The 17,951-nt window shown below is 68.6% G+C and carries 17 protein-coding genes; 2 read left to right on the top strand and 15 right to left on the bottom strand.

From position 1 onward, the window contains the following. Positions 1-30: 30 nt before the first annotated feature. From ACFXJ8_RS16180 to ACFXJ8_RS16125, 12 genes are all read right to left on the bottom strand, one after another. Entirely contained in the window at positions 31-1,353 is a 1,323-nt protein-coding gene (locus ACFXJ8_RS16180) for an extracellular solute-binding protein (RefSeq protein ID WP_379644679.1), read from the bottom strand. A gap of 102 nt (positions 1,354-1,455) precedes the next feature. Then, positions 1,456-2,529, bottom strand: a complete 1,074-nt coding sequence (locus ACFXJ8_RS16175; protein WP_379644678.1) for a glycoside hydrolase family 172 protein — start codon at positions 2,527-2,529, stop codon at positions 1,456-1,458. A 110-nt stretch (positions 2,530-2,639) separates the two neighbouring features. Continuing rightward, on the bottom strand, positions 2,640-4,133 hold the full coding sequence (locus ACFXJ8_RS16170) for a DUF4185 domain-containing protein (protein WP_379644677.1): 1,494 nt from the start codon (positions 4,131-4,133) through the stop codon (positions 2,640-2,642). Next, positions 4,130-5,779 carry a hypothetical protein gene (locus ACFXJ8_RS16165; RefSeq protein ID WP_379644676.1) on the bottom strand — a complete coding sequence of 550 codons (1,650 nt, stop codon included), beginning with the start codon at positions 5,777-5,779 and terminating at the stop codon, positions 4,130-4,132. The genes ACFXJ8_RS16170 and ACFXJ8_RS16165 overlap by 4 nt, the downstream gene beginning before the upstream one ends. 23 nt (positions 5,780-5,802) lie before the next feature. Then, on the bottom strand, positions 5,803-7,272 hold the full coding sequence (locus ACFXJ8_RS16160) for an FGGY-family carbohydrate kinase (protein ID WP_379644675.1): 1,470 nt from the start codon (positions 7,270-7,272) through the stop codon (positions 5,803-5,805). A gap of 128 nt (positions 7,273-7,400) precedes the next feature. Further along, positions 7,401-8,393 carry a LacI family DNA-binding transcriptional regulator gene (locus tag ACFXJ8_RS16155; protein ID WP_379644674.1) on the bottom strand — a complete coding sequence of 331 codons (993 nt, stop codon included), beginning with the start codon at positions 8,391-8,393 and terminating at the stop codon, positions 7,401-7,403. 407 nt (positions 8,394-8,800) lie between these two features. Beyond that, on the bottom strand, positions 8,801-9,820 hold the full coding sequence (locus tag ACFXJ8_RS16150) for an alpha/beta fold hydrolase (protein ID WP_379644673.1): 1,020 nt from the start codon (positions 9,818-9,820) through the stop codon (positions 8,801-8,803). Continuing rightward, a complete protein-coding gene (locus ACFXJ8_RS16145) occupies positions 9,817-10,077 on the bottom strand; it encodes an AbrB/MazE/SpoVT family DNA-binding domain-containing protein (protein ID WP_379644672.1) in 261 nt (86 codons plus the stop codon). Before ACFXJ8_RS16145 ends, ACFXJ8_RS16150 begins: the two co-directional genes overlap by 4 nt. A gap of 96 nt (positions 10,078-10,173) precedes the next feature. Beyond that, entirely contained in the window at positions 10,174-10,755 is a 582-nt protein-coding gene (locus tag ACFXJ8_RS16140; protein ID WP_379644671.1) for a TetR/AcrR family transcriptional regulator, read from the bottom strand. After that, positions 10,752-11,294, bottom strand: a complete 543-nt coding sequence (locus ACFXJ8_RS16135; RefSeq protein WP_379644670.1) for a hypothetical protein — start codon at positions 11,292-11,294, stop codon at positions 10,752-10,754. The genes ACFXJ8_RS16140 and ACFXJ8_RS16135 overlap by 4 nt, the downstream gene beginning before the upstream one ends. Before the next feature lie 10 nt (positions 11,295-11,304). Continuing rightward, positions 11,305-12,216, bottom strand: coding sequence for an aldo/keto reductase (locus ACFXJ8_RS16130; protein ID WP_379644669.1), 912 nt, complete (start codon positions 12,214-12,216; stop codon positions 11,305-11,307). A gap of 241 nt (positions 12,217-12,457) precedes the next feature. Continuing rightward, positions 12,458-12,895, bottom strand: a complete 438-nt coding sequence (locus ACFXJ8_RS16125; protein WP_379644668.1) for a hypothetical protein — start codon at positions 12,893-12,895, stop codon at positions 12,458-12,460. Between the two features lie 178 nt (positions 12,896-13,073). On the opposite strand from ACFXJ8_RS16125, the gene ACFXJ8_RS16120 reads away from it, so the two are divergent. After that, positions 13,074-13,244 carry a hypothetical protein gene (locus ACFXJ8_RS16120; protein ID WP_379644667.1) on the top strand — a complete coding sequence of 57 codons (171 nt, stop codon included), beginning with the start codon at positions 13,074-13,076 and terminating at the stop codon, positions 13,242-13,244. A gap of 23 nt (positions 13,245-13,267) precedes the next feature. Next, positions 13,268-14,845 carry an alpha/beta hydrolase gene (locus tag ACFXJ8_RS16115; protein WP_379644666.1) on the top strand — a complete coding sequence of 526 codons (1,578 nt, stop codon included), beginning with the start codon at positions 13,268-13,270 and terminating at the stop codon, positions 14,843-14,845. A 165-nt stretch (positions 14,846-15,010) separates the two neighbouring features. Here the strand turns inward: ACFXJ8_RS16115 and ACFXJ8_RS16110 are convergent, their stop codons facing one another. The 3 genes from ACFXJ8_RS16110 to ACFXJ8_RS16100 form a co-directional block, all read right to left on the bottom strand. After that, positions 15,011-16,417: a glycoside hydrolase family 6 protein gene (locus ACFXJ8_RS16110; protein WP_379644665.1), complete on the bottom strand. Its 1,407-nt coding sequence runs from the start codon at positions 16,415-16,417 to the stop codon at positions 15,011-15,013. Positions 16,418-16,501: 84 nt separating this feature from the next. Next, the gene (locus ACFXJ8_RS16105; RefSeq protein ID WP_379644664.1) at positions 16,502-17,122 is read right to left on the bottom strand and encodes an L-threonylcarbamoyladenylate synthase; all 621 of its coding nucleotides are present in this window, start codon (positions 17,120-17,122) and stop codon (positions 16,502-16,504) included. A gap of 45 nt (positions 17,123-17,167) precedes the next feature. Further along, positions 17,168-17,884, bottom strand: a complete 717-nt coding sequence (locus tag ACFXJ8_RS16100) for a hypothetical protein (protein WP_379644663.1) — start codon at positions 17,882-17,884, stop codon at positions 17,168-17,170. Positions 17,885-17,951: the final 67 nt, after the last annotated feature.

The raw sequence follows: 17,951 nt of genomic DNA, 5'->3' as shown, positions 1-17,951 counted from the left end.
CCCGTGCGGGACCGGCGGCGGGCTCACTCGTCAGGAACCCTGTCCGGCCAGGTTGTTCTTGGCGATCACGTCCTTGATCTCGGCGTCGGCCGCCTGGAGCGCCTGGTCGATGTCCTTGCCCTGCAGCGCCTTCTCGATGGCCTTGCCGAAGGCCAGGCTGATGGCCCAGTCGTAGGCGGGCTCAGGCTTGGCGTACTTCACGACCTGCTCTTCGATCGTCCTGGCCCAGGGGTTCTCCGCCGCGGCCGGGTCGTTCTTGATCGCGTCGGCCACGGCCGCCCGCGGCGAGTACTTGGAGAACTTGGTGTTCTTGAAGAACTCGACCAGCAGCGTGGGGTCGCCGGCCAGCAGCCAGGAGACGAAGTCGGCCGAGGCCTTGGCGTTCTTGGACTTGGCGTCGACGACCAGCGTCCAGCCGCCGAGCGTGGCGGTGGGCTTGGTGGTGTCGCCGTCGAAGGAGGGCAGGGCGGCGGCGCCGATGTTGGCGACCATCTTCGGGTAGTCCTGGAGCAGCACGCTGGCCGCCCACGAACCGCAGACCATCATCGCGGTCTTGCCCTGGCCGAGCGGGTTGGCGTCGGCGTAGGGCGCCAGCGGCTGCTTGGGCATGATCCCCTGCTGGTACAGCGTCTGGTAGACCTGCAGCAGTTGCTTGTACTTCGCGTCGGTCGCCTGCGGCGTGGACCAGTCGTCACTGATCGGCAGGTGCCCGGCGGCGTTCCACTGCAGACCCCAGGTCGACCAGGCCATGTCGATCTGGTTGGCGGCGGTGACGACGCCCGCGACGTCCTTGGTGGTCAGCTTCTTGCCGTAGTCGACGAGCTCCTGCCAGGTGGCCGGCGGCTTGTTGGGGTCGAGCCCGGCCTTGGCGAACAGGTCCTTGCGGTAATACAGCACGGCCGACGGCTCGACCAGCATGGGGTAGCCGTACTTCTTGCCCTTGTGCTCCACCGAGCCGACCACCGACTCCTGCAGGCCGGCCCACTTGTCGGCCGGGATGAGCGCGTCGAGCGCCTGGATCTGGCCGGTGCGGGCGAAGCCGGGCACCTTGCTGTAGTTGACGGTGTAGACGTCGGGCGCCTTGCCGGCGGCCTGGGCGGCCTTCATCTTCTGGTCCCACACGTCCGCCGGCACGATCACGTGCTTGAGCACGACCTTGTCCTGCGACTTGTTGAACCCCGCGACCGCCTTCTTGTACCAGGCGTCCTCCTGGTCGGTGAACTTCTGCTGCCACAGCGTGATCTCGGCCTTGCCGCCTGCCGCGCCCTGGCCCGTGCCGCCCGACCCGCAGCCGACGGCCAGCACCGCGGTGCCGGCCACGGCCGCGATCAGCCGGATGAGTTGTGTGCGCACGTCGTCTCCTTCGGTGACGTGGGGGGTGAGTGCTCTTCATGTGCCGCTTATCGGGGCACCTGGTGCCGTCTCCTTCCTGAACGTGCTGCACCCGACGGGTGATCACATGAGGGGCAGCCGCGCGCTCACGGGTGGGAGCGTGAACGGCCGGTGCGGGAGCTCCTGGTACCAGTAGGCGACCGAGGACAGGTCGTCCTGGCGGCGGTTGGCGTGGCCGTGCTCGATGGTGACCTTGATCGAGGTGGTGAACGGCACCGGGTCCTCGATATGGAAGCGGTACATCGAGATCTGTCCCGACCAGTTCTCGCCGCCCGGCAGGGTGAGCCCGTGGTAGGGGGCGTGGTACGGCTGGCTGGGACACCACGCGGTGTTGAAGTAGTCCTCGGTCCCGGTGCCGTGCAGGCTCGGCGGGAACGCCTCCCCGTCGATGAAGATCATGTCGTCGCCCTCGCCGTACCAGTTCCAGTCGGAGGTGCGGCGGAGGTTGGTGACGTTCAGGACGCAGCCGACGTAGTGGCCGCGGCCCTCGGCCTCGAGGATGACGTAGTTGCCGGCGCCGTCGAGGTTGGTGCCGCCGAACAGGTACTCGGAGTTGGACAGCTGGCCCTGGTCGAGGCCGTCGGTGGGGCATTCGCGCCGCCACTGGGCGTGGAAGCGGCCCAGCCCCTCGCCGAGCTCGTCGAACTCGTCGTAGTCGATGTAGTAGTAGAACCAGAGCACCTCCTCCTCGCACTCGCTCGTCAGCTCGAACCTGGCCCGGCTGCTGAACGGCATGTGGAACCAGCAGTTGAAGGCCTTGCCGTCCTGCGGGCTCATCTGGAGCGGGGCCGAGACGAAGTTGGCGGTGCGGGCGTGGCCCATGCCGAAGAAGTCGCCCAGCGGCACGAGCACGCTCGGGTGCTCGTTGTCGTCCCAGAAGACCCGCAGGACGAGTTTGCGGAGGAAGTCCCGGTCGTGGGTCTCGGGTGTGCCGGGGTCGCGGGGCGCCACGGTCATCCAGATGTGGTTGATCGAGCCGGCGCCGCGGATGTCGGCGAGGGTGACCGTCTCCCCCGGCGCGACCGTCACGCGGTCGTCGTTGCCGCCCGAACGGTCCCAGCTCGACGCCCTCCTGCGGCGGTGCGAACGCAACCGCGGGAGGTCGCGCAGGCTGCTGCCGTGCTGGCCGTAGGTCACGGGTCCTCCTATGAGAATCGAGAAATCGATTGCCTGGCTTCCTATCGCCCTCCACTGAGGGCGTCAACGTCTGTTATCCAATCGATGTACGGGCTCGTACGTCGACGAGGTCAGGACTTGGTCAGGGCGAAGTCGTCCAGTTGGAGCCACATGTCGCCGTTGTCGGTCCAGATTCCGGCGAAGACCTCGACGGAGCTCCGGCTGCCGCTGTTGAAGGTGACGGTGAACTTCGTCCAGCCGCCGACGGCCCTGAAGTTGACCTCGGCGAACGGCGGGCCGCCCGGGTTACGCACGCCGAAGAACCCGTTGTCGTTGTTGGGCGAGGTTCTGAGCCAGCCGCTCAGCGTGTAAGCCGTGTGCGGGGTGACGGAGACGGTCTGGTGCAGGTCGTGCCAACCCCGGTTGTACCTGACGAAGCCGTTGCGATCCGCGGTGAAGGCCCAGGTGGCGTTGTCGATACCGCCGTTGCCGGTCACGGCCCACGGCGCCGAGACCGTGCCCGTGGTCTGGCGTTCAAAGCTGGGATCCCGGACGAGGTTCGGATTGGTGATGCTCCCGTCGCGGTTCAGCGTGACGCGGATCAGATAGACGTTGTACGGCGTCCACTCCGACAGCGCCAGATACAGGTTCGGCCCCGACGACCACGGATGCATGAAGCCGCCGTACAGGCCGGGGAAGTCGGCGAAGCTGGCCACCACCGCGGGGGTGCTCCACGGGCCGGTGGGCGCCGGCGCGGTTCGCAGCACCACGTCGCTGCCCTTCAGATAGGTCATCAGCCACTTGCCGGTGAAGCTGTTGAACTGCACCGACAGCTCCGACACGGGCGCCGCGACCACCGGGGCGGCCAGCGTGTCAGGGCCCGACTGCCAGGCGCTTCCCGTCCAGTACCGGTAGGCGGCCTTGTCCAGCACGGCGGCCTCGGGGACCCGGGCCACGTAGGCGGCGCCGTTGCGGCCGTTCGGCGTGCCGTACATGTAGACGAAGCCGTCACGCCGGACGAACGCCGCCATCTGGAAGTGGTTGTCACCGCCGGGGTTGTCCCATCGGGGGCCGCCGGTGACCCAGTTCTGGCCGTTGTCGTCGGAGTAGGCGATCGAGGAGTGGTTCGTGGTCCAGACTCCGGGCTCGCCCCAGTGCCGTACGGACATGTAGGCGAGGTACTGCCGCGACCCCACCGACACGCCCGCGGTGGGGATCACGGTGATCTCGTCACCGTCGATCTTCTTGCTGGGGATGAGCTCCTTGGCGTGGCCGGGAGCGTCGGTGGCCGCGCTGCTGAACGACATGCCGTCGGCGAGGTTGCGGTCCGTGCTGCGCAGGAGCACCTGGCTGCGCCAGTCGTTGCCGTTCGCGCCGGGAGGTTGCCAGGTGTCGCCGAACGTGTCGCCGAACGCGGCGAGGATCTCCCCGCTGCCGTTGTCCCACATGACGCCGAGATCGGTGGCCTTGATCTTCCAGTTCGCGTCGGTGGCGCTGACGGAACCGGGTCCGGTCATCTTGCTCACCACGATGGCCGGTGAGTGGGTCGACGAAGCCTGGGCAGGGCCCGCCGACGCCAGACCGGACAGCAGAACCATGGCGATCGGGATACGTAAGAGCTTCACCGCTCTCCCCCTCCTGGGACCGGCGCGGAGATTCCGCAGAGGTGTACGTGCACGCCGAGCTCGGCGAAGGCCGCGGCCTTGGCCGTCAGCGCCCTGTCGGCGCTGTCCGCGTCATGGGCGTAGGCCACGTTGAGGTGGTTGGCCCGGTGACGGGCCATGAACTGGTTGCGGGTGACGCCGTGCAGCACCGCGTGCATGATCGGCCACTGCGGGGTGGTGGCGTCGAGCCTGCGCCTGGTCTCCTCCTCCGGCAGCTCCACCACGCTCGCCCGGCCGAGGTCGACGTGCAATTCGCCGTCCATGATGAACACCCGCGACCAGACGATCTCGCCGGGCTTGGAGACGCCGCTCAGCGTGCCGCCGCCGAGGGGGAAGTACATCGGTGGCTGCCGCATGCTCCACGACTTGTCGTAACCGCCGTTGTGCGACGCCGGCACCGATCCCGAAATCTCGAAAACCCAGATGAACTGTCCCTCGTACTCCTCGCCCCATCGAATGTCGTGCAGCGTGGTCGCCGGGTCGAGGCCCATCGCGGTCCACACCCTGTTGGTGATCAGCGAGTCGACCGCGACCCCCTCGTCCACCTCGTTGAAGTGCGGCATCGGGCGGCCGGCGTAGAGCTCGCGGGAGCCGTCGCGGCTGCGCACCGGCGGACGCTCGACGTTGTTGAGCAGCCCCTCCACCAGATCGCTGGCCGGGACCACGTCCTTGAGCCCCTGCTGGTACTGGATGCCCACGGCGTCCAGACCGAAGTCATCGGCGATGCGCAGCGCCGCGACGTACATCTTGAACTGGCTGATCAGCTGCGACTCGGTCAGCTCGGTGGCCTCGTCGGCGCCGGTGTGGAAGGTCAGGCCCGCCTTGTCGAGCCACGCGCGCACCGCGAGCGCCTCGGCGTCGCCGACCCGGTGCATCTCGGCGACGAGCGCGCTCTGCGACAGCCGCTCCTTGTAGATGCCCAGCGGGTTGAGCAGCTCGTCGTCGATGATGGCGTTGTACATGCCCATGCAGCCCTCGTCGAAGACGCCGATGATCGCCTTCTCCGTGGCGAGCTGGCGGGCGAGCGCCCGGCCCAGCTCGGACTCGGGGGTCGAGGGCAGCTCGCCGAGCCCGGTGACGTGGCTGGTGTCGTGGGTCAGCTCGCCGCTCTCCAGCCAGGTCTTGAGCCCGTGCCTGGCCCACTCGTCGGTGAAGTCCTCGCTCCACAGCACCGAGTACGGCCTGCCCGCCTTGGTCAGGCTGCCGGCCAGGTTCAGCAGGCCGACCAGGCCGGGCCACTGACCGCTCCAGTTGGCCACGATGAGGATCGGCCCGCGGTGGCTGCGCAGCCCGGCCAGCACGTGGTGGCTGTACTGCCAGACCGCCTCGACCACGATCAGCGGAGCGTCCGGCGGCAGGGCCTTGAACACCTCGATGCCGGCCCGCTGGCTGTCGATGAAGCCGTGCCCCTTGGCAGGATCGACCTCGTGGCCGCGCCGGACCGACCAGCCCAGGTCGCGCAGCGTGGCCGCGAGATCGTTCTCCAGCTTCTCCTGCACCGGCCAGCAGGTCTGGTTGGCGCTCTGCCGCAGGTCGCCGCTGGCGACGGTGTAGACGACGCCGGGCTCGGCGGCAGGCGGTTCGACGATCTGGGGGAATCGATACATGGGCTGCCCTTCGCGTGGGGGGATCAACGATGCTGACGGCCGGCCAGGGCGTGCGCGATGTCGGCCGTGCTCGGGTAGAGCTGCTGGTAAAGGCGGTAGAGCTGGTCGTACTGGGTGCCCGCTTCCGGCCGTGGCGTTACTACGTGCGTGACGGGGTTCCACGCGTCGATCGACGCCTCGCCGACGAGGCGGGCGGCCAGGAAGGCGCTGCCGTACGAGGCTCCGATCGAAGTGGCGCGCACCTCCTGAGGTGTGCCGGTGACGTCGGAGACGATCTGCGTCCACAGGCCGCCCTGGGTGCCGCCGCCGACGGCGACGATGCGCCGGATGTCGCCGCCCGCCGCCCGCATGGTCTCGATGTTGTGCCGTACGGCGAAGCCGGTGGCCTCCAGCGCCGCCCGGTAGAGGTCGCCCCGGGTGTGGGAGAGGGTGAGCCCGGCGATCACGCCTCTGGCCTGGGGATCCATGACCGGGGTGCGCTCTCCGGCGAAGTAGGGCAGCATCAGCAGCCCGTTGGCGCCGATGCCGGACGCGTCCGCCTCCTGGAGCAGCTCCTGGTAGCCGCCGCCGACGAGGTCGCGCAGCCAGGCGGTGATCGCGCCGGAGGTGGCCATGCCGCCGGCCAGGTTGTAGGTGCCGGGCAGAGCGCCGACGGTACCCCACAGGCCGGGCCAGGTCCGGTGTTCGGGCGTGGTGTGGACCAGGAACATGGTCGTGCCGTACATGAGCATGAGGTCGCCGGGCTGATGGGCGCCGACGCTGAGCGCCTCGGCCCAGGCGTCGACCGTCCCGGTGATCACGGGGATGCCTTCCGGGAGATCGGTTTCCCGGGCGGCCTGCCGGGTGATCGTGCCCGCGAGTTCGCCCGGCCAGCGCAGCGGGGGCAGCTCGATGCCCGGCGCGACCGTGTCCGCCCACGGCCGGTGCCAGTCGAGGCGGCCGACGTCGTAGAGCGGGGTGCACTGGCTGGCCGAGTGGTGGTCGAGCACGTACGCGCCGGTGAGCCTGCGCACCAGCCAGGAGCTGGGCATGTACAGCCGCCGCGCCTTCGCGTAGAGCTCGGGCTCCTCGTCGGCCACCCACGCGATCTTCGCGCCCGCCGCCTGGCTCGACAGGTCGGAGCCGCCCCTGCGGCGGATCTCCTCCGCGCCGAGCTCGCGTTCGAGCCTGGCGATCTGGGCGGTGGAGCGGGTGTCGACGCCGTACAGGATGGCGGGCCGCACCGGCATGTCGTCGGAGTCGGCGAGCAGGACACACGGCCCCATCCCGCTCACCCCGACCGCGACCACCTCGGCGTCCCGGCCCAGCTCTCGGGCTAGCTCACGGAACTCCGCCCACCAGAGCCGCCCGTCCATCTCGAAACGCCCGGGGCCGGGGCAGTCCACCGTGTGCTCCCGGACGGCCGACCGTTGCAGCGTGCCGTCCAGGCCGACCAGCACTCCCTTGCTGCTGGACGTCCCGATGTCGACCCCGAGCACAACGGGCACAGACATGCGCACCCCTGAGAAATCGATTGCTGATTGCCCAGAAGGTAATGAACGCAGACACCGGAGTCAATGGTGTCGGCGATAGTTCGCTGGGTGTCGGCGGCAGTTCCCTGGCGTGCGGCAGTTCGCTGGTGTCAGCGGCGGGAGCTCTCGCGGACGTGCAACTGGGTGTGCAGGGTGACGCTGCTGGCCGGGCGGGACGGCTCGGCGATCCGCTCGGCCAGCAACAGGGCGGCGGTACGGCCCAGCTCGTAGGTGGGCTGGCCCACAGTCGTCAGCGACGGCCTGACCAGATGCGCCCACGGGATGTTGTCGAAGCCGACCACGCCGACCTCCTCCGGGATGCGCACCCCCTGGTCGACCAGGCATTCGACGGCGCCGACCGTCATCAGGTTGTTGGCGGCGAACACGGCGTCCGGAGGGGAGTCCTGCCGCAGCAACGCCTCCATCGCCGCATACCCGCCCTCCTCCCGGAAGTCGGCATATTTCACCAATTCTTCCCGTACGGCCCGGCCGTGGCCGCGCAGCGCACGCTGGTAGCCGCGCAGGCGCTGGGCGGCCGTCGACAGCCTGCGCGGCCCCGTGATGCAGGCGATGCGCTCGTACCCCGAGTCGATGAGGTGAGCGGTGGCCAGCTCGGCGCCGTGCTCGTTGTCCACCAGCACGGTGTCGACGGCGATGCCGCGCAGCTGCCGGTCGATGACCACCACCGGCACCCGGGCGTCCACCAGCCGGTTGACATGCGTGGCCCGACCGGACGGCGAGATGATCACGCCGGCCATCTGGTCGTCCAGCGCGGCGGTGACGTACTTGCCCTCCTTGGCGGGGTCCTCGTCGCTGTTGCACAGCACGACCGAGAAACCGGCTTTCTGGGCGACGTCCTCAACTCCCCTGACCATCGCGGTGAAGAACGGGTTGCCCACGTCGGAGATGATGACGGCCCACAGCGTGGTCTGGCTCTTGCGCAGGTTGCGCGCCACGGCGTTGGGACGGTACTCGAGCTCGGTCAGGGCCCGCCTGACCCGCTCGGCCAGCACGGGATCCACGTTCGGCCGGCCGTTCACCACCCGCGAGACCGTCGCGGCGGACACCCCCGCGTGGCGAGCCACATCGTAGATCGTCGTCATCCTGTCCCCGTTTCGGATCGTCTGGAGGGAAAGAGTAGCTGCAATCGATTCCTCACTGCAGTGGCGTGCGCTCTCCGGGCCTTGGGGAGGTCCCGTGCGACCCCCTCAGGCCTGGGGGCCACGGAGGTGCCGGAGGTCCTCAGCGGGCCCGAGGTCGACGGAGGCGCCGGGGGCCTCAGCTGGTCGCGCTCTACAGGCGTGGACCTCAGCGGGCCTGAGTCCACGGAGGTGGCGGGGACCTCGGCGGGTCGCGCTCCGACGGGCGCGGATGTCAGTGGGTCGCGCTTCGGCGGAGGTGGGCGCCCTCACCTCACCCTGCCCGCGTCGTCCTCTCCACCGGGCTCCGGGTGCGCATCGCGGGAAGCGCTTCCGACAGCGTCCTCTCCTCAAGAGATGAGCGTGTCGCCTCATGGGGTGAGGGTGTCGGCGAAATCGGTCACGGCGGCGATGAACTGCCGGGGCTTGTCGTCGTGGATGACATGCCTGGCGTCGATCCGGCGGTAGACGGTCTGAGGAGCGAGTTCGCGTACCCGGCGGGCGTCGTCATCGTCCATGGCGCCGACGAGTCCGTACCTGTCGTACCGGCTCCACGTGGCGTGCAACAGCAGGGCGGGGCAGGTCGTCGCCCGCAGGGCGGCCTCGTGCGAGAAGTCGCCGTAGAAGCGGCCGTCGACGAACGCCCTGGCGAAGTTGGGATCGAACATCGACGCCGCCCGGATCCGCTCGTTCAGAGACCCCGGCAGCCACCGGACGCCGAGACTCGCCGGGCGGCCGGGGTGCCGCCGTTGGTACCGGGTCACCAGGCGGTCGAGGAAGTCGACGAACCGATCCGGCATCCGGACGGTCCTGGTCTCGCCGACCGGGATCTCCTGGCGGAAGATGTCGGCCACACGCTGACGATCGAGGTCACCGAGCACCTGTACGGCGTGCGCGAGGCTGCCGTACACCCAGCGGTCCCGGTCGCGGAAGCGCGGCAGCTCGGCCGAGAAGATCGGCGGGTCCTCCAGCACGACCGCGGCGACGTGTTCCGGCACGCGGGCGGCACACCACAGGGCGAGGATGCCGCCGGAGGAGTTGCCGCTGACGATCGCGGGCTTCCCGACGATCTGCCGCAGGAAGTGTGCCACGTCCGTGCCCGCGGAGTCCCATGAGTAGTCTCGCGGCGTCCATGAGGAGTTCCCGTGCCCTCGGACATCGATCGCGTACACCGTGAACCGCCGCGCGAGCTCCGGCATGACCACGCGGTAACTGCTCCACAGGCTCATCTGTCCGGGGACGAGGAGGATGGGCACGCCTGCTTCGGGACCCCGGACGTAGCTGATGAGCACCCCGTCCAGCTCGGCGAACTCCTGGCGGAAGCCCGCCCTGGCCAGCGCGGGCGGCAACGGCTCACGCTTCCCCTCGAACGGGTTGCGGTAGCCGGTCATCGGCCCGTCTCCCCGCCGGGATCGGTGGGCGCCTCCTCCTGCATGGCGAGAACACCTGTCGCGAAGTGCCGGAACCTCTCGTTGTCGACCAGCGCGATGCCCTGCTTCCGGTCCACGAGCACCAGCAGGGTGTCGCCCGGTTCGATGCCGAGCAGGTCCCGAGCATCCTTCGGGATGACGATCTGCCCCTTCTCGCCGATCTTCACGGTGCCCACGATGTAACGGCCGTCCGGCCCCTCGATCATCTTCCCGGCCATGCGCTCCCGCCCCTCTTCGGTCAGCAGAGTGCAAATATACTTACTTTTCCTACTTTTCACACCCCACGCGACTGGCTCTCGGGGCCGCGGTGGCGGTCACTCGGCGGCAGCCAGGAGGATCTTCTCCACGACCCGTCGAAGGGTGGGCCTGTCCGGCGGCTCGGGCACGGGCCGGGTCACGCCGTCGTAGGTCAGTCCCTCGATCATCGCCACGACGAGCTGGGCGTTCTCGGCCGGAGCGGCGCTTCCCGTGCCGGCGAGCAGCAGCCGGCTGCGCTCGAGGAAGTGCTCCCGTACCCGGCCGAGGGCTTCGCGCATCTCGGGCCGCTCGGCCGCCAGCAGCCAGATCTCCAACCTGGCCCTGGTCCGCTGCCGCGCCGGCCCCAGCCAGTGGACCAGCACACCGGCCACCAGGTCGGCGGCCTGCCTGAGCATCGGCGCGTCCGCCAGCTCGGGCGACACCTCGGCCTGTTCGATGTCGCGCTGCTCGTGCTCGGCGATGAGCTCCGCCAGGCCTTGCAGCAACGCCTGGCGGGTGCGGAAGTAGTAGCTGGTCGAGCCGGGCGGCACTCCCGCACGGCTGTCCACGGCCCGATGGGTCAGTCCGCGTAGTCCGTCGGCCGCCACGATCGCGACGGCCGCCTCCAGCAGCTCCGTCACGCGTGCGGACCTGGTCATCGCAGCGCCCTGCTGCGCAGCGACCGCAGCATCATGATCCGGATCAGCCCGCTGAACGGGCGGATGAGCGGCCAGTAGCGCGCCATCCCACGGCGGGAGGCCTCATCGGTGCACACGACTCGGGTCTCGGTGGTCACCCGCGTCCGCCCGCCGCCGATCTCCTCGAAGCGCATGCCGACGATGGCCTTGCCGTACCCCGGCTCGGCGAAGTCCAGGAACTCCTGCCGACCGGCGATGTCAACGCGGTTGCTCGTGGCCCCGAAGGTCCACCAGGTGCCCACGACGCCCTTCACCTGCTCCACCGGTCGCTCCTCGGCCAGCGGGATGAACGTGTCCGGCACATCCAGATGGGCGTGACCGTGGCGCAGCCGCGCGATCACATCGCGCGCCCCGAACAGGAACCGGGCCACCAGCGGTGGATCTGACAGGTCCAGCTGTTGCCACGCCTCCCACACGACCGCCCGCGCGGCGGGGATCTCGATCTGGTGGCGCTCGGCGAAGTGGGGCTTCGGGACGAACTGGTCAGCGAGTGTCGTCATCCGCATCCTCTCACTCTACGGCTGTAGAGGGCGGGGACTGAAGGCGGGCCATCTCCTCGTCGGAGAGACGCAACGATCCGGCGGCCACGTTCTCCACGAGGTGGTCCGGATTTCCGGTCCCTGGGATGGCCAGCACATGCGGTCCTTGCTGCAGCGTCCAGGCCAGCCGGACCTGCGCAGGCGACACACCATGGGCGCGTGCGACCGCGAGCACGGCTTCGTGCTCCGTCGCGTTCGCTCCTCTCTCGCGGCCGGCACCCGCGATCGCGAAGAACGGCACGAAGGCGATGCCCTGGTCGCCGCAGACCCGCAGCAGGTCATGTTCGCCGGCCGGAGCGCCGATGGTGTAGGCGTTCTGCACGCAGACCACCGGCGCGATGGCCTGGGCCTCGGCCAGCTGCTCGGACGTGGCGTTGGAGATTCCCAGGTGGCGGACGAGCCCGGCGTCGCGAAGGTCGGCCAGCGCGCCGAAATGATCGGCGATCGAGCCGGTCCTGTGGCTCGGAGGGATGCGGAGGTTCACCACGTCCAGGTGGTCGCGGCCCAGCTGGCGCAGGTTCTCCTCAACCTGGCCGCGCAACTGTTCCGGCGTGGCCCACACCCACTCGCCCGATGGGCTCCTGCCCGGCCACACCTTGGTGGCGATGACGAGGTCGTCCGGGTAGGGGGCGAGCGCCCGGTTGATGAGCTCGTTGGCGGACCGCAGCCGCGAGAAGTAGAAGGCGGCGGTGTCGATGTGATTGACACCGAGTTCGATCGCGCGCCGTAGCACGCTCACCGAACGTTCGCGGTCGCTCGGCGTACCGAGGTCGAAGGCGGCGCTACCCGTCAGGCGCATCGCGCCGAATCCGATGCGGTTGACGGTCAGGTCGCCGAGGGTCCAGGTGCCCGCGGCTGCGGCGGTGTCGGTCCCTCTGGTCATGATCAGCCTCGCGTCTTTCGGGAGGTTTCGGGCATGAAAAAAGCCTCCCCGACGGAGGTGAGTCCGCGCCGAGAAGGCTTGAGCAACGATGCGCATCTTACCAGGGTGGACGCGCCACCCGGAACCGCGATGGCGCCTTGCGCGGGGGCGGGCTGTCCGCGAACGCCCAGTACGCCTGGAGCGTGCCGTACAGCAGGGTCCAGGGCGCGCGGCGCCCACGAACTCCAGACCGGCGCCCGCGTTATCCACGCACCATCCGCAGCTCGCGTGTCGGGCGGCGGTGCAGTTCGCGGGTGGAGAGGTACAGCAGGACGGCCCACACCGCGCAGTAGCCGCCGAAGAGCGCGCCTCCCCTGTCGGTGAACAGCCCGGTGGCCAGCATGCCGACGCCGCCGACGGCCGCCATCGCCGTGAACAGCCAATGCAGCGTGAGCAGGATCCGGCGCGGCCACCGCCCCGACCAGTTGAGCAGGCCAAGGAGCAGGACCGCGATGATGAACAGCCCGCTCCCGGCGTTGGCCCACTGCGCCATCGATACCTCGCCAGGCCCATACGCCTGGTAACTGTCGGGGGACACGTGCGGCCCGCCCGTGACGCCGAGCCGCCCTTCCAAGGCGTACAACACCTTTGACGCCACATACAGGCCCGACCATGCCATCGCCGCATACGCAATCTTCATGACTCCCCACTGTGCGGCCGCGTCCGCGCGACGGCTTCCCCCGGCCAGGGGATCCGTCTCCCTCCCCCGGGGGACCTCTGCGACGTCGGCTCGTCCATCTGCCGGGATCGCGTGCTGGGCTACGCTCGTGCCGCTCGATTCGATCATGTGAGGCACGCGTGGACATAGGCCCCTGCGCATGCCCACGGTCGCCGACACCAAGGAGGCGCTCGCCAGGACGACGCTCACCTGGCTGTTGGATTTCGAGCTCGCCTGGCATCTCCTGGTGGACGACAGCACGCGGCTGACGTCGAACTTCACCACCGAATACGGCGGATGGCGGGCGGGGGAAGTCAAGGCAGGACGTTGAGGCGTCCGTGCGAGACTGGGTGAATGCGCGCTGACCGAGTCGTCGCCGCTCTTCTGCCCGCCGCCAAGCCGGCCGGCCAGCCCAAGGCCGCTCACCGCTGTCGCGGCGTCATCCCTCTCGCTGCGGCCCTTGTTCTGGCCGGAACGTATGGGGAGGGAAGCTCGGGCGCCGTCCCCTACGATCCCGCGCCCTGTCCGAACCCGATTGTCGAAGGCGCACCGCAGTACGACCTTGGCTCAGGGTTCGAGTGCGGATATCTGACGGTGCCCGAGAACCGCGAGCGCCCCAACGGCCGGTCCATCCGTATTCCTGTCGCCCGGCTCAGGGCGCAGTCGCCGACCCCGAAGAAAGACCCGATCGTGTTCCTGGCAGGCGGGCCCGGGGGAAGCGGCCTTCTGGAGCAGTCAGCGGCTGCGGGGTGGAACGCCGATCGCGATGTGATCTTCATAAGCCAGCGCGGCACCTTGAAGGCCGAACCTTTCCTTTCATGTCCGGAGATCGACGAGTTCACCGCACGCTCGGCACAGCTCGTCATGGCTGAGCCGGCCACGTCTGACGCGAGTGCGCGCGCGACGCGCGCCTGTCGCGAGCGTCTCGCCGGCGACGGATGGGACCTGTCGGCGTACAACACCACGGAGAACGCCGCCGATGTGGCCGACCTCCGAATCGCGCTCGGCATCGATGAGTGGAACGTGTACGGAGTCTCCTACGGGACCAATCTCGCCTTGCAACTGTTGCGAGATCACCCCGAAGGAATTCGCACCCTGGTTCTCGACGGAGTCGTACCTCCCCAGATCACATCAGTGGAGGTCGACTGGAGTGCCGCGGCGCGCGGTTACCGGGCGCTGTTCGACGCCTGCGCGAACGACAGGTCGTGCAACAGCGCTTTTCCGAAGGCGCACTCAGAATTCACCCGGCTTGTGAACGATCTCGCGGATCGGCCTCGGTCGATATCCGTCGAAGACCCTGGTTCCGGCCGGATGGCCGAGGTGGTCGTCGACGGCTACAAGCTGGCCAACCTCGTGGTGCGGGCCAGCAGCGATGCCGACCTGCGAGCCCGAATCCCGGCCATCGTCCATGATCTCGCGACTGGCACGGGCGCGAAGGCGGCGGCTGCACTTCTTCCGTCCCATGGTACGGCCGGGATCTTCGGGTACGGCCTGCAGTTGGGCGTCCAGTGCCACGAGTACGTACCACGAACCAGTCAGAGAAGCATGCTGGCAGCGGCGAAGAAGGCGCTGCCGGATTTCCCGGATTCCGTCCTGTCGCTGCTGCCTCAGACGCCCTATGTTTTCTCGGACTGCGCTGTCTGGAACGTAGGAAGCGCCGCGGGCCGTGCATCCGAACCGGCCCGCAGTGATATTCCTGTCCTGCTGGTGAGCGGTGCATTCGACGGGATCACCCCGCCCGGCTTCGCCGAGATAGCCGCAAGGTCTCTGCCCCGTTCTCGTCAGCTGGTGTTTCCCGGCGCCGGCCACGCCGTCTTCAGCACTTCACCCGAATGCTTTCGCACAATCATGGAAGATTTCCTGAACCAGCTGTCAGACTTTGATACCGGCTGTCTGAGTGCCGAGCGAATCCCGCCGTTTGAAACCTCCTGACATGAATGCAAGCAGCGATTGCGGGTTGCTGCCCGTGCCATGAAGCGGCGGCGAGCTCGCCGGACGGGCGGGGTTGCGCGTCCGGCGAGTCACGAGACATCGGATGGGATCACCGGATGTGGGTCATGGACGCCGAAAGGTAGCGGGTGTGGCTCAGACGCCAGGTCAGGTGCCGTCGATCAGGCGGATGGCGATGGCCGGGCTGAACTGGCCGGCGGGCGTGTTCGGGGCGATACCGCAGGTGCCGTCGGAGTCGCCGGGGATCTTCACCCACAGCAGCATCTCGGTGCCACCGCCACCACCGAGCTGGGTGGGGGCGCCGAGCTTGCGGCCGGCCGGGTTGCACCACTGGCCGTTGGAGCCGTTGCCGTTGCGGCTGGTGTCGATCACCCACTTCGCGCCGCCGCCCAGAGCCGAACTGACCGAGGAGGCGTAGGTGGCCGACTGGGCGGTCGGGTAGTAGTTGGAGACGTTCACCGCGAAGCCGTGAACGTTGCCGACGCCCGCGTTCTTGAGCCGCGTCGCCATCGTCCCGGCCGCTACCCAGCCGGCGTTGCCGGCATCGAGGTAGGCCCAGGCGTTGGGGGCCTTGTCGCGGAACTGCTGGGTGGCGTACGCCAGCATGCGGTTACGCGCCTTGATGGCGGCGTCGTTCATGCAGCCGAAGTCGCCGAGAGAATCGGGCTCGATGATGACGAGCGCGGGGCGGTCGCCGATGCCGGAGGCGAACGCGGTGATCCACGTCTTGTACGCCGACTCGTTGCCGGCCCCGCCACCGGAGTGCCCGCCACAGGCGTCGCGGCCGGGGATGTTGTACGCCACGAGGACCGGGAGCTTGTCGGCGGAGTCCGCGGCGGCCACATACCTGGAGACGGCGGCACGGACGTCGCCGCTCCAGCCGCCGAACCAGCGGGCCATCGGCTTGGCCGAGATGGATGACCTGATGCGCGCCGCCCGGGAGTCACCGGGGTTGTCCCGCACCCAGATCGCCGGGTTGGAGTCCGGGTCGACGTAGAAGCCGCTGGTCATGGCGACCGGCCCGGACCCCGGCTGCTCGGGCGACGGCGTCGTCTCGGTCAGCGAGACGTTGTCCAGGGAGAACCTGAAGCCGGCGTTCTTGCCGAGCTGGAATGACACCTGCCCGGCCGTCGTGCTGAGGCTGGCGGTGAAGGGAAAGCTGTAGCGCTTGCTCGTCGTGGTGAGCGAGATCGTCTTGGCGAGCGTGTTGGTATACGGGGAATCCGCGAGTTGCACGGTGGTGACCGCGGTGACCGGGGCGGAGGCCGAGGCGTCGAACGAGAGCGTGTACGAGTTGCCCTTGATCAGGGAGATGTCGTTCTGGGCCACCATGGCGTCCCACGGGTTGGCGGTGCCGCCCGTCACGGTCACCGCAAGCTGCTCCGCGTCCACGGCCATCGAGGTGTTCGCCGAGTTCCACCAGGGCGCGGTGCCGCCGGTGAACGTGCCGTTGACAACCAGTTGGGGCGCCGCGGCGGCGGGCGCTGCGGCCACCACCGACAACGCCGTCACCGCCGAGACCGTGATCGCCATCACGCGGGTTAACGATCGCACGTTATGCGTCCCTTCTAGGCATCCATGCGGGTGATCCAATCTCACCGAGATTCGCCGCGTTCGTGACCATTTCCGAGAAGTCGCCTATTCGAAGAGGGACGAGTCTCCGGCGCCTCGGCGCAGGATCTCAGGCTCGCCCTGCGAGAAGTCGACGACCGTCGTCGGGGTGGCGCCGCACTCGCCGGAGTCGATGACGGCGTCCACCACGTAGTCGAGCCTCTCCTTGATCTCCCAGCCCTGCGTCAAGGGCTCGGTCTCATCGGGCAGCAGCAGGGTGCTCGACACCAGCGGTTCGCCGAGCTCGGCCAACAGCGCCTGCGTGACCACGTGATCGGGGATGCGGACGCCGACCGTCTTCTTCCGGGGATGCAGCAACCGCCGCGGCACCTCCTTGGTCGCGGGCAGGATGAACGTGTAACCGCCGGGGGTCGCCGCCTTGACCGAGCGGAACAGCGCATTGCTGACATGCACGAACTGCCCGAACTGGGCGAAATCCCTGCAGACCAGGGTGAAGTGATGGTCACTGCCGAGGCTGCGGATCTCCCTGATGCGGTCGATGCCCTCCTTGTTGCCCAGCCGACACCCGAGCGCGTAACACGAGTCCGTGGGGTACGCGATCAGCCCGTCCCTTTGCAGAAGTTCGACCACCTGGCTGATCAGCCGAGGTTGAGGACTGTCCGGATGCACATCGAAATACTTCGCCACACCCCAGAGCTTAGAAGCGGACGATCCACCGCATGACACGCTCGGCTACAGGTTCCACTCCCCGTCCAGTGTCTCGTAGACCTCATCCAGAGCCTCGGGCGTACGTGCCCGGACCATCAGGCAGGCGCCCGCGTCCTGGCGCAGCAGCACATCCGGGCCGGCGAACCATACGATGGACGGCTCGTCGGCCGGGTAGGCGGGCATCGCCAGACGCTCGTAGGTCGCCTCGACAAGCGCTATGTCGTCAGGGGTGAGGTCGAGGAAGTTGAACAGTTCCTCGTCCGCGATGAGCGTCTCCGACAGCACGATCTCCACGAAGGCCGGCGACAGCCTGTCCAGCCACGGAGCCCACAGCTCAGCGCTGTTGTCGGCCATCGAGGTGCGGTAGACCGTCCGGGCATCGTCCCGCGCCAGGGCGTCAAGCGGGATGCCCCACTCGACGACATCCTGGTTCTCCAACCGGTAGACCAGAACCTGCCCGGTGTCGTCGACGTACAACTCCTCGGGGGCCAGCAGCCGGTCCTGGTTGCTGGTCAGATCTCCGCGGCGACCGAGCAGCGCATATGCCTCGCGCAGAACGGCGGGCAACCGAAGCCCAAGCCGTCGCTCCGCCGCATCAAGATCCGCGGCATCGCACCCGTCCCCCTCGCCGAGAGGCGTGGCCCAAGCGGCGGCGAAGCTGCGGATGAAACCCCAGCAACCATCCCGGTTGTCGATGGCGCCGGCCAGCTCGGCCCGGAGATCAAACATGAGGGGAAGCATAGAGGCGGACTCCTGTGGAGCCTGCCTGCCCCCTGCTCAGCGCCTCCCTGACAGTGCCCGCGGGATT

Source organism: Nonomuraea sp. NPDC059194, from assembly GCF_042754765.1.
Taxonomy (GTDB): Bacteria; Actinomycetota; Actinomycetes; order Streptosporangiales; family Streptosporangiaceae; genus Nonomuraea.
Note: the sequence above shows the minus strand (reverse complement) of the source record. Positions and strands in the feature narration are given on the sequence as shown.

Bases quoted from the DNA above. Each gene is read 5' to 3' on its own strand.
- ACFXJ8_RS16165 (WP_379644676.1), bottom strand. From the start codon at position 5,779: ATGTATCGATTCCCCCAGATCGTCGAACCGCCTGCCGCCGAGCCCGGC.
- ACFXJ8_RS16160 (WP_379644675.1), bottom strand. From the start codon at position 7,272: ATGTCTGTGCCCGTTGTGCTCGGGGTCGACATCGGGACGTCCAGCAGC.
- ACFXJ8_RS16155 (WP_379644674.1), bottom strand. From the start codon at position 8,393: ATGACGACGATCTACGATGTGGCTCGCCACGCGGGGGTGTCCGCCGCG.
- ACFXJ8_RS16150 (WP_379644673.1), bottom strand. From the start codon at position 9,820: ATGACCGGCTACCGCAACCCGTTCGAGGGGAAGCGTGAGCCGTTGCCG.
- ACFXJ8_RS16145 (WP_379644672.1), bottom strand. From the start codon at position 10,077: ATGGCCGGGAAGATGATCGAGGGGCCGGACGGCCGTTACATCGTGGGC.
- ACFXJ8_RS16140 (WP_379644671.1), bottom strand. From the start codon at position 10,755: ATGACCAGGTCCGCACGCGTGACGGAGCTGCTGGAGGCGGCCGTCGCG.
- ACFXJ8_RS16135 (WP_379644670.1), bottom strand. From the start codon at position 11,294: ATGACGACACTCGCTGACCAGTTCGTCCCGAAGCCCCACTTCGCCGAG.
- ACFXJ8_RS16130 (WP_379644669.1), bottom strand. From the start codon at position 12,216: ATGACCAGAGGGACCGACACCGCCGCAGCCGCGGGCACCTGGACCCTC.
- ACFXJ8_RS16125 (WP_379644668.1), bottom strand. From the start codon at position 12,895: ATGAAGATTGCGTATGCGGCGATGGCATGGTCGGGCCTGTATGTGGCG.
- ACFXJ8_RS16120 (WP_379644667.1), top strand. From the start codon at position 13,074: ATGCCCACGGTCGCCGACACCAAGGAGGCGCTCGCCAGGACGACGCTC.
- ACFXJ8_RS16115 (WP_379644666.1), top strand. From the start codon at position 13,268: ATGCGCGCTGACCGAGTCGTCGCCGCTCTTCTGCCCGCCGCCAAGCCG.
- ACFXJ8_RS16100 (WP_379644663.1), bottom strand. From the start codon at position 17,884: ATGCTTCCCCTCATGTTTGATCTCCGGGCCGAGCTGGCCGGCGCCATC.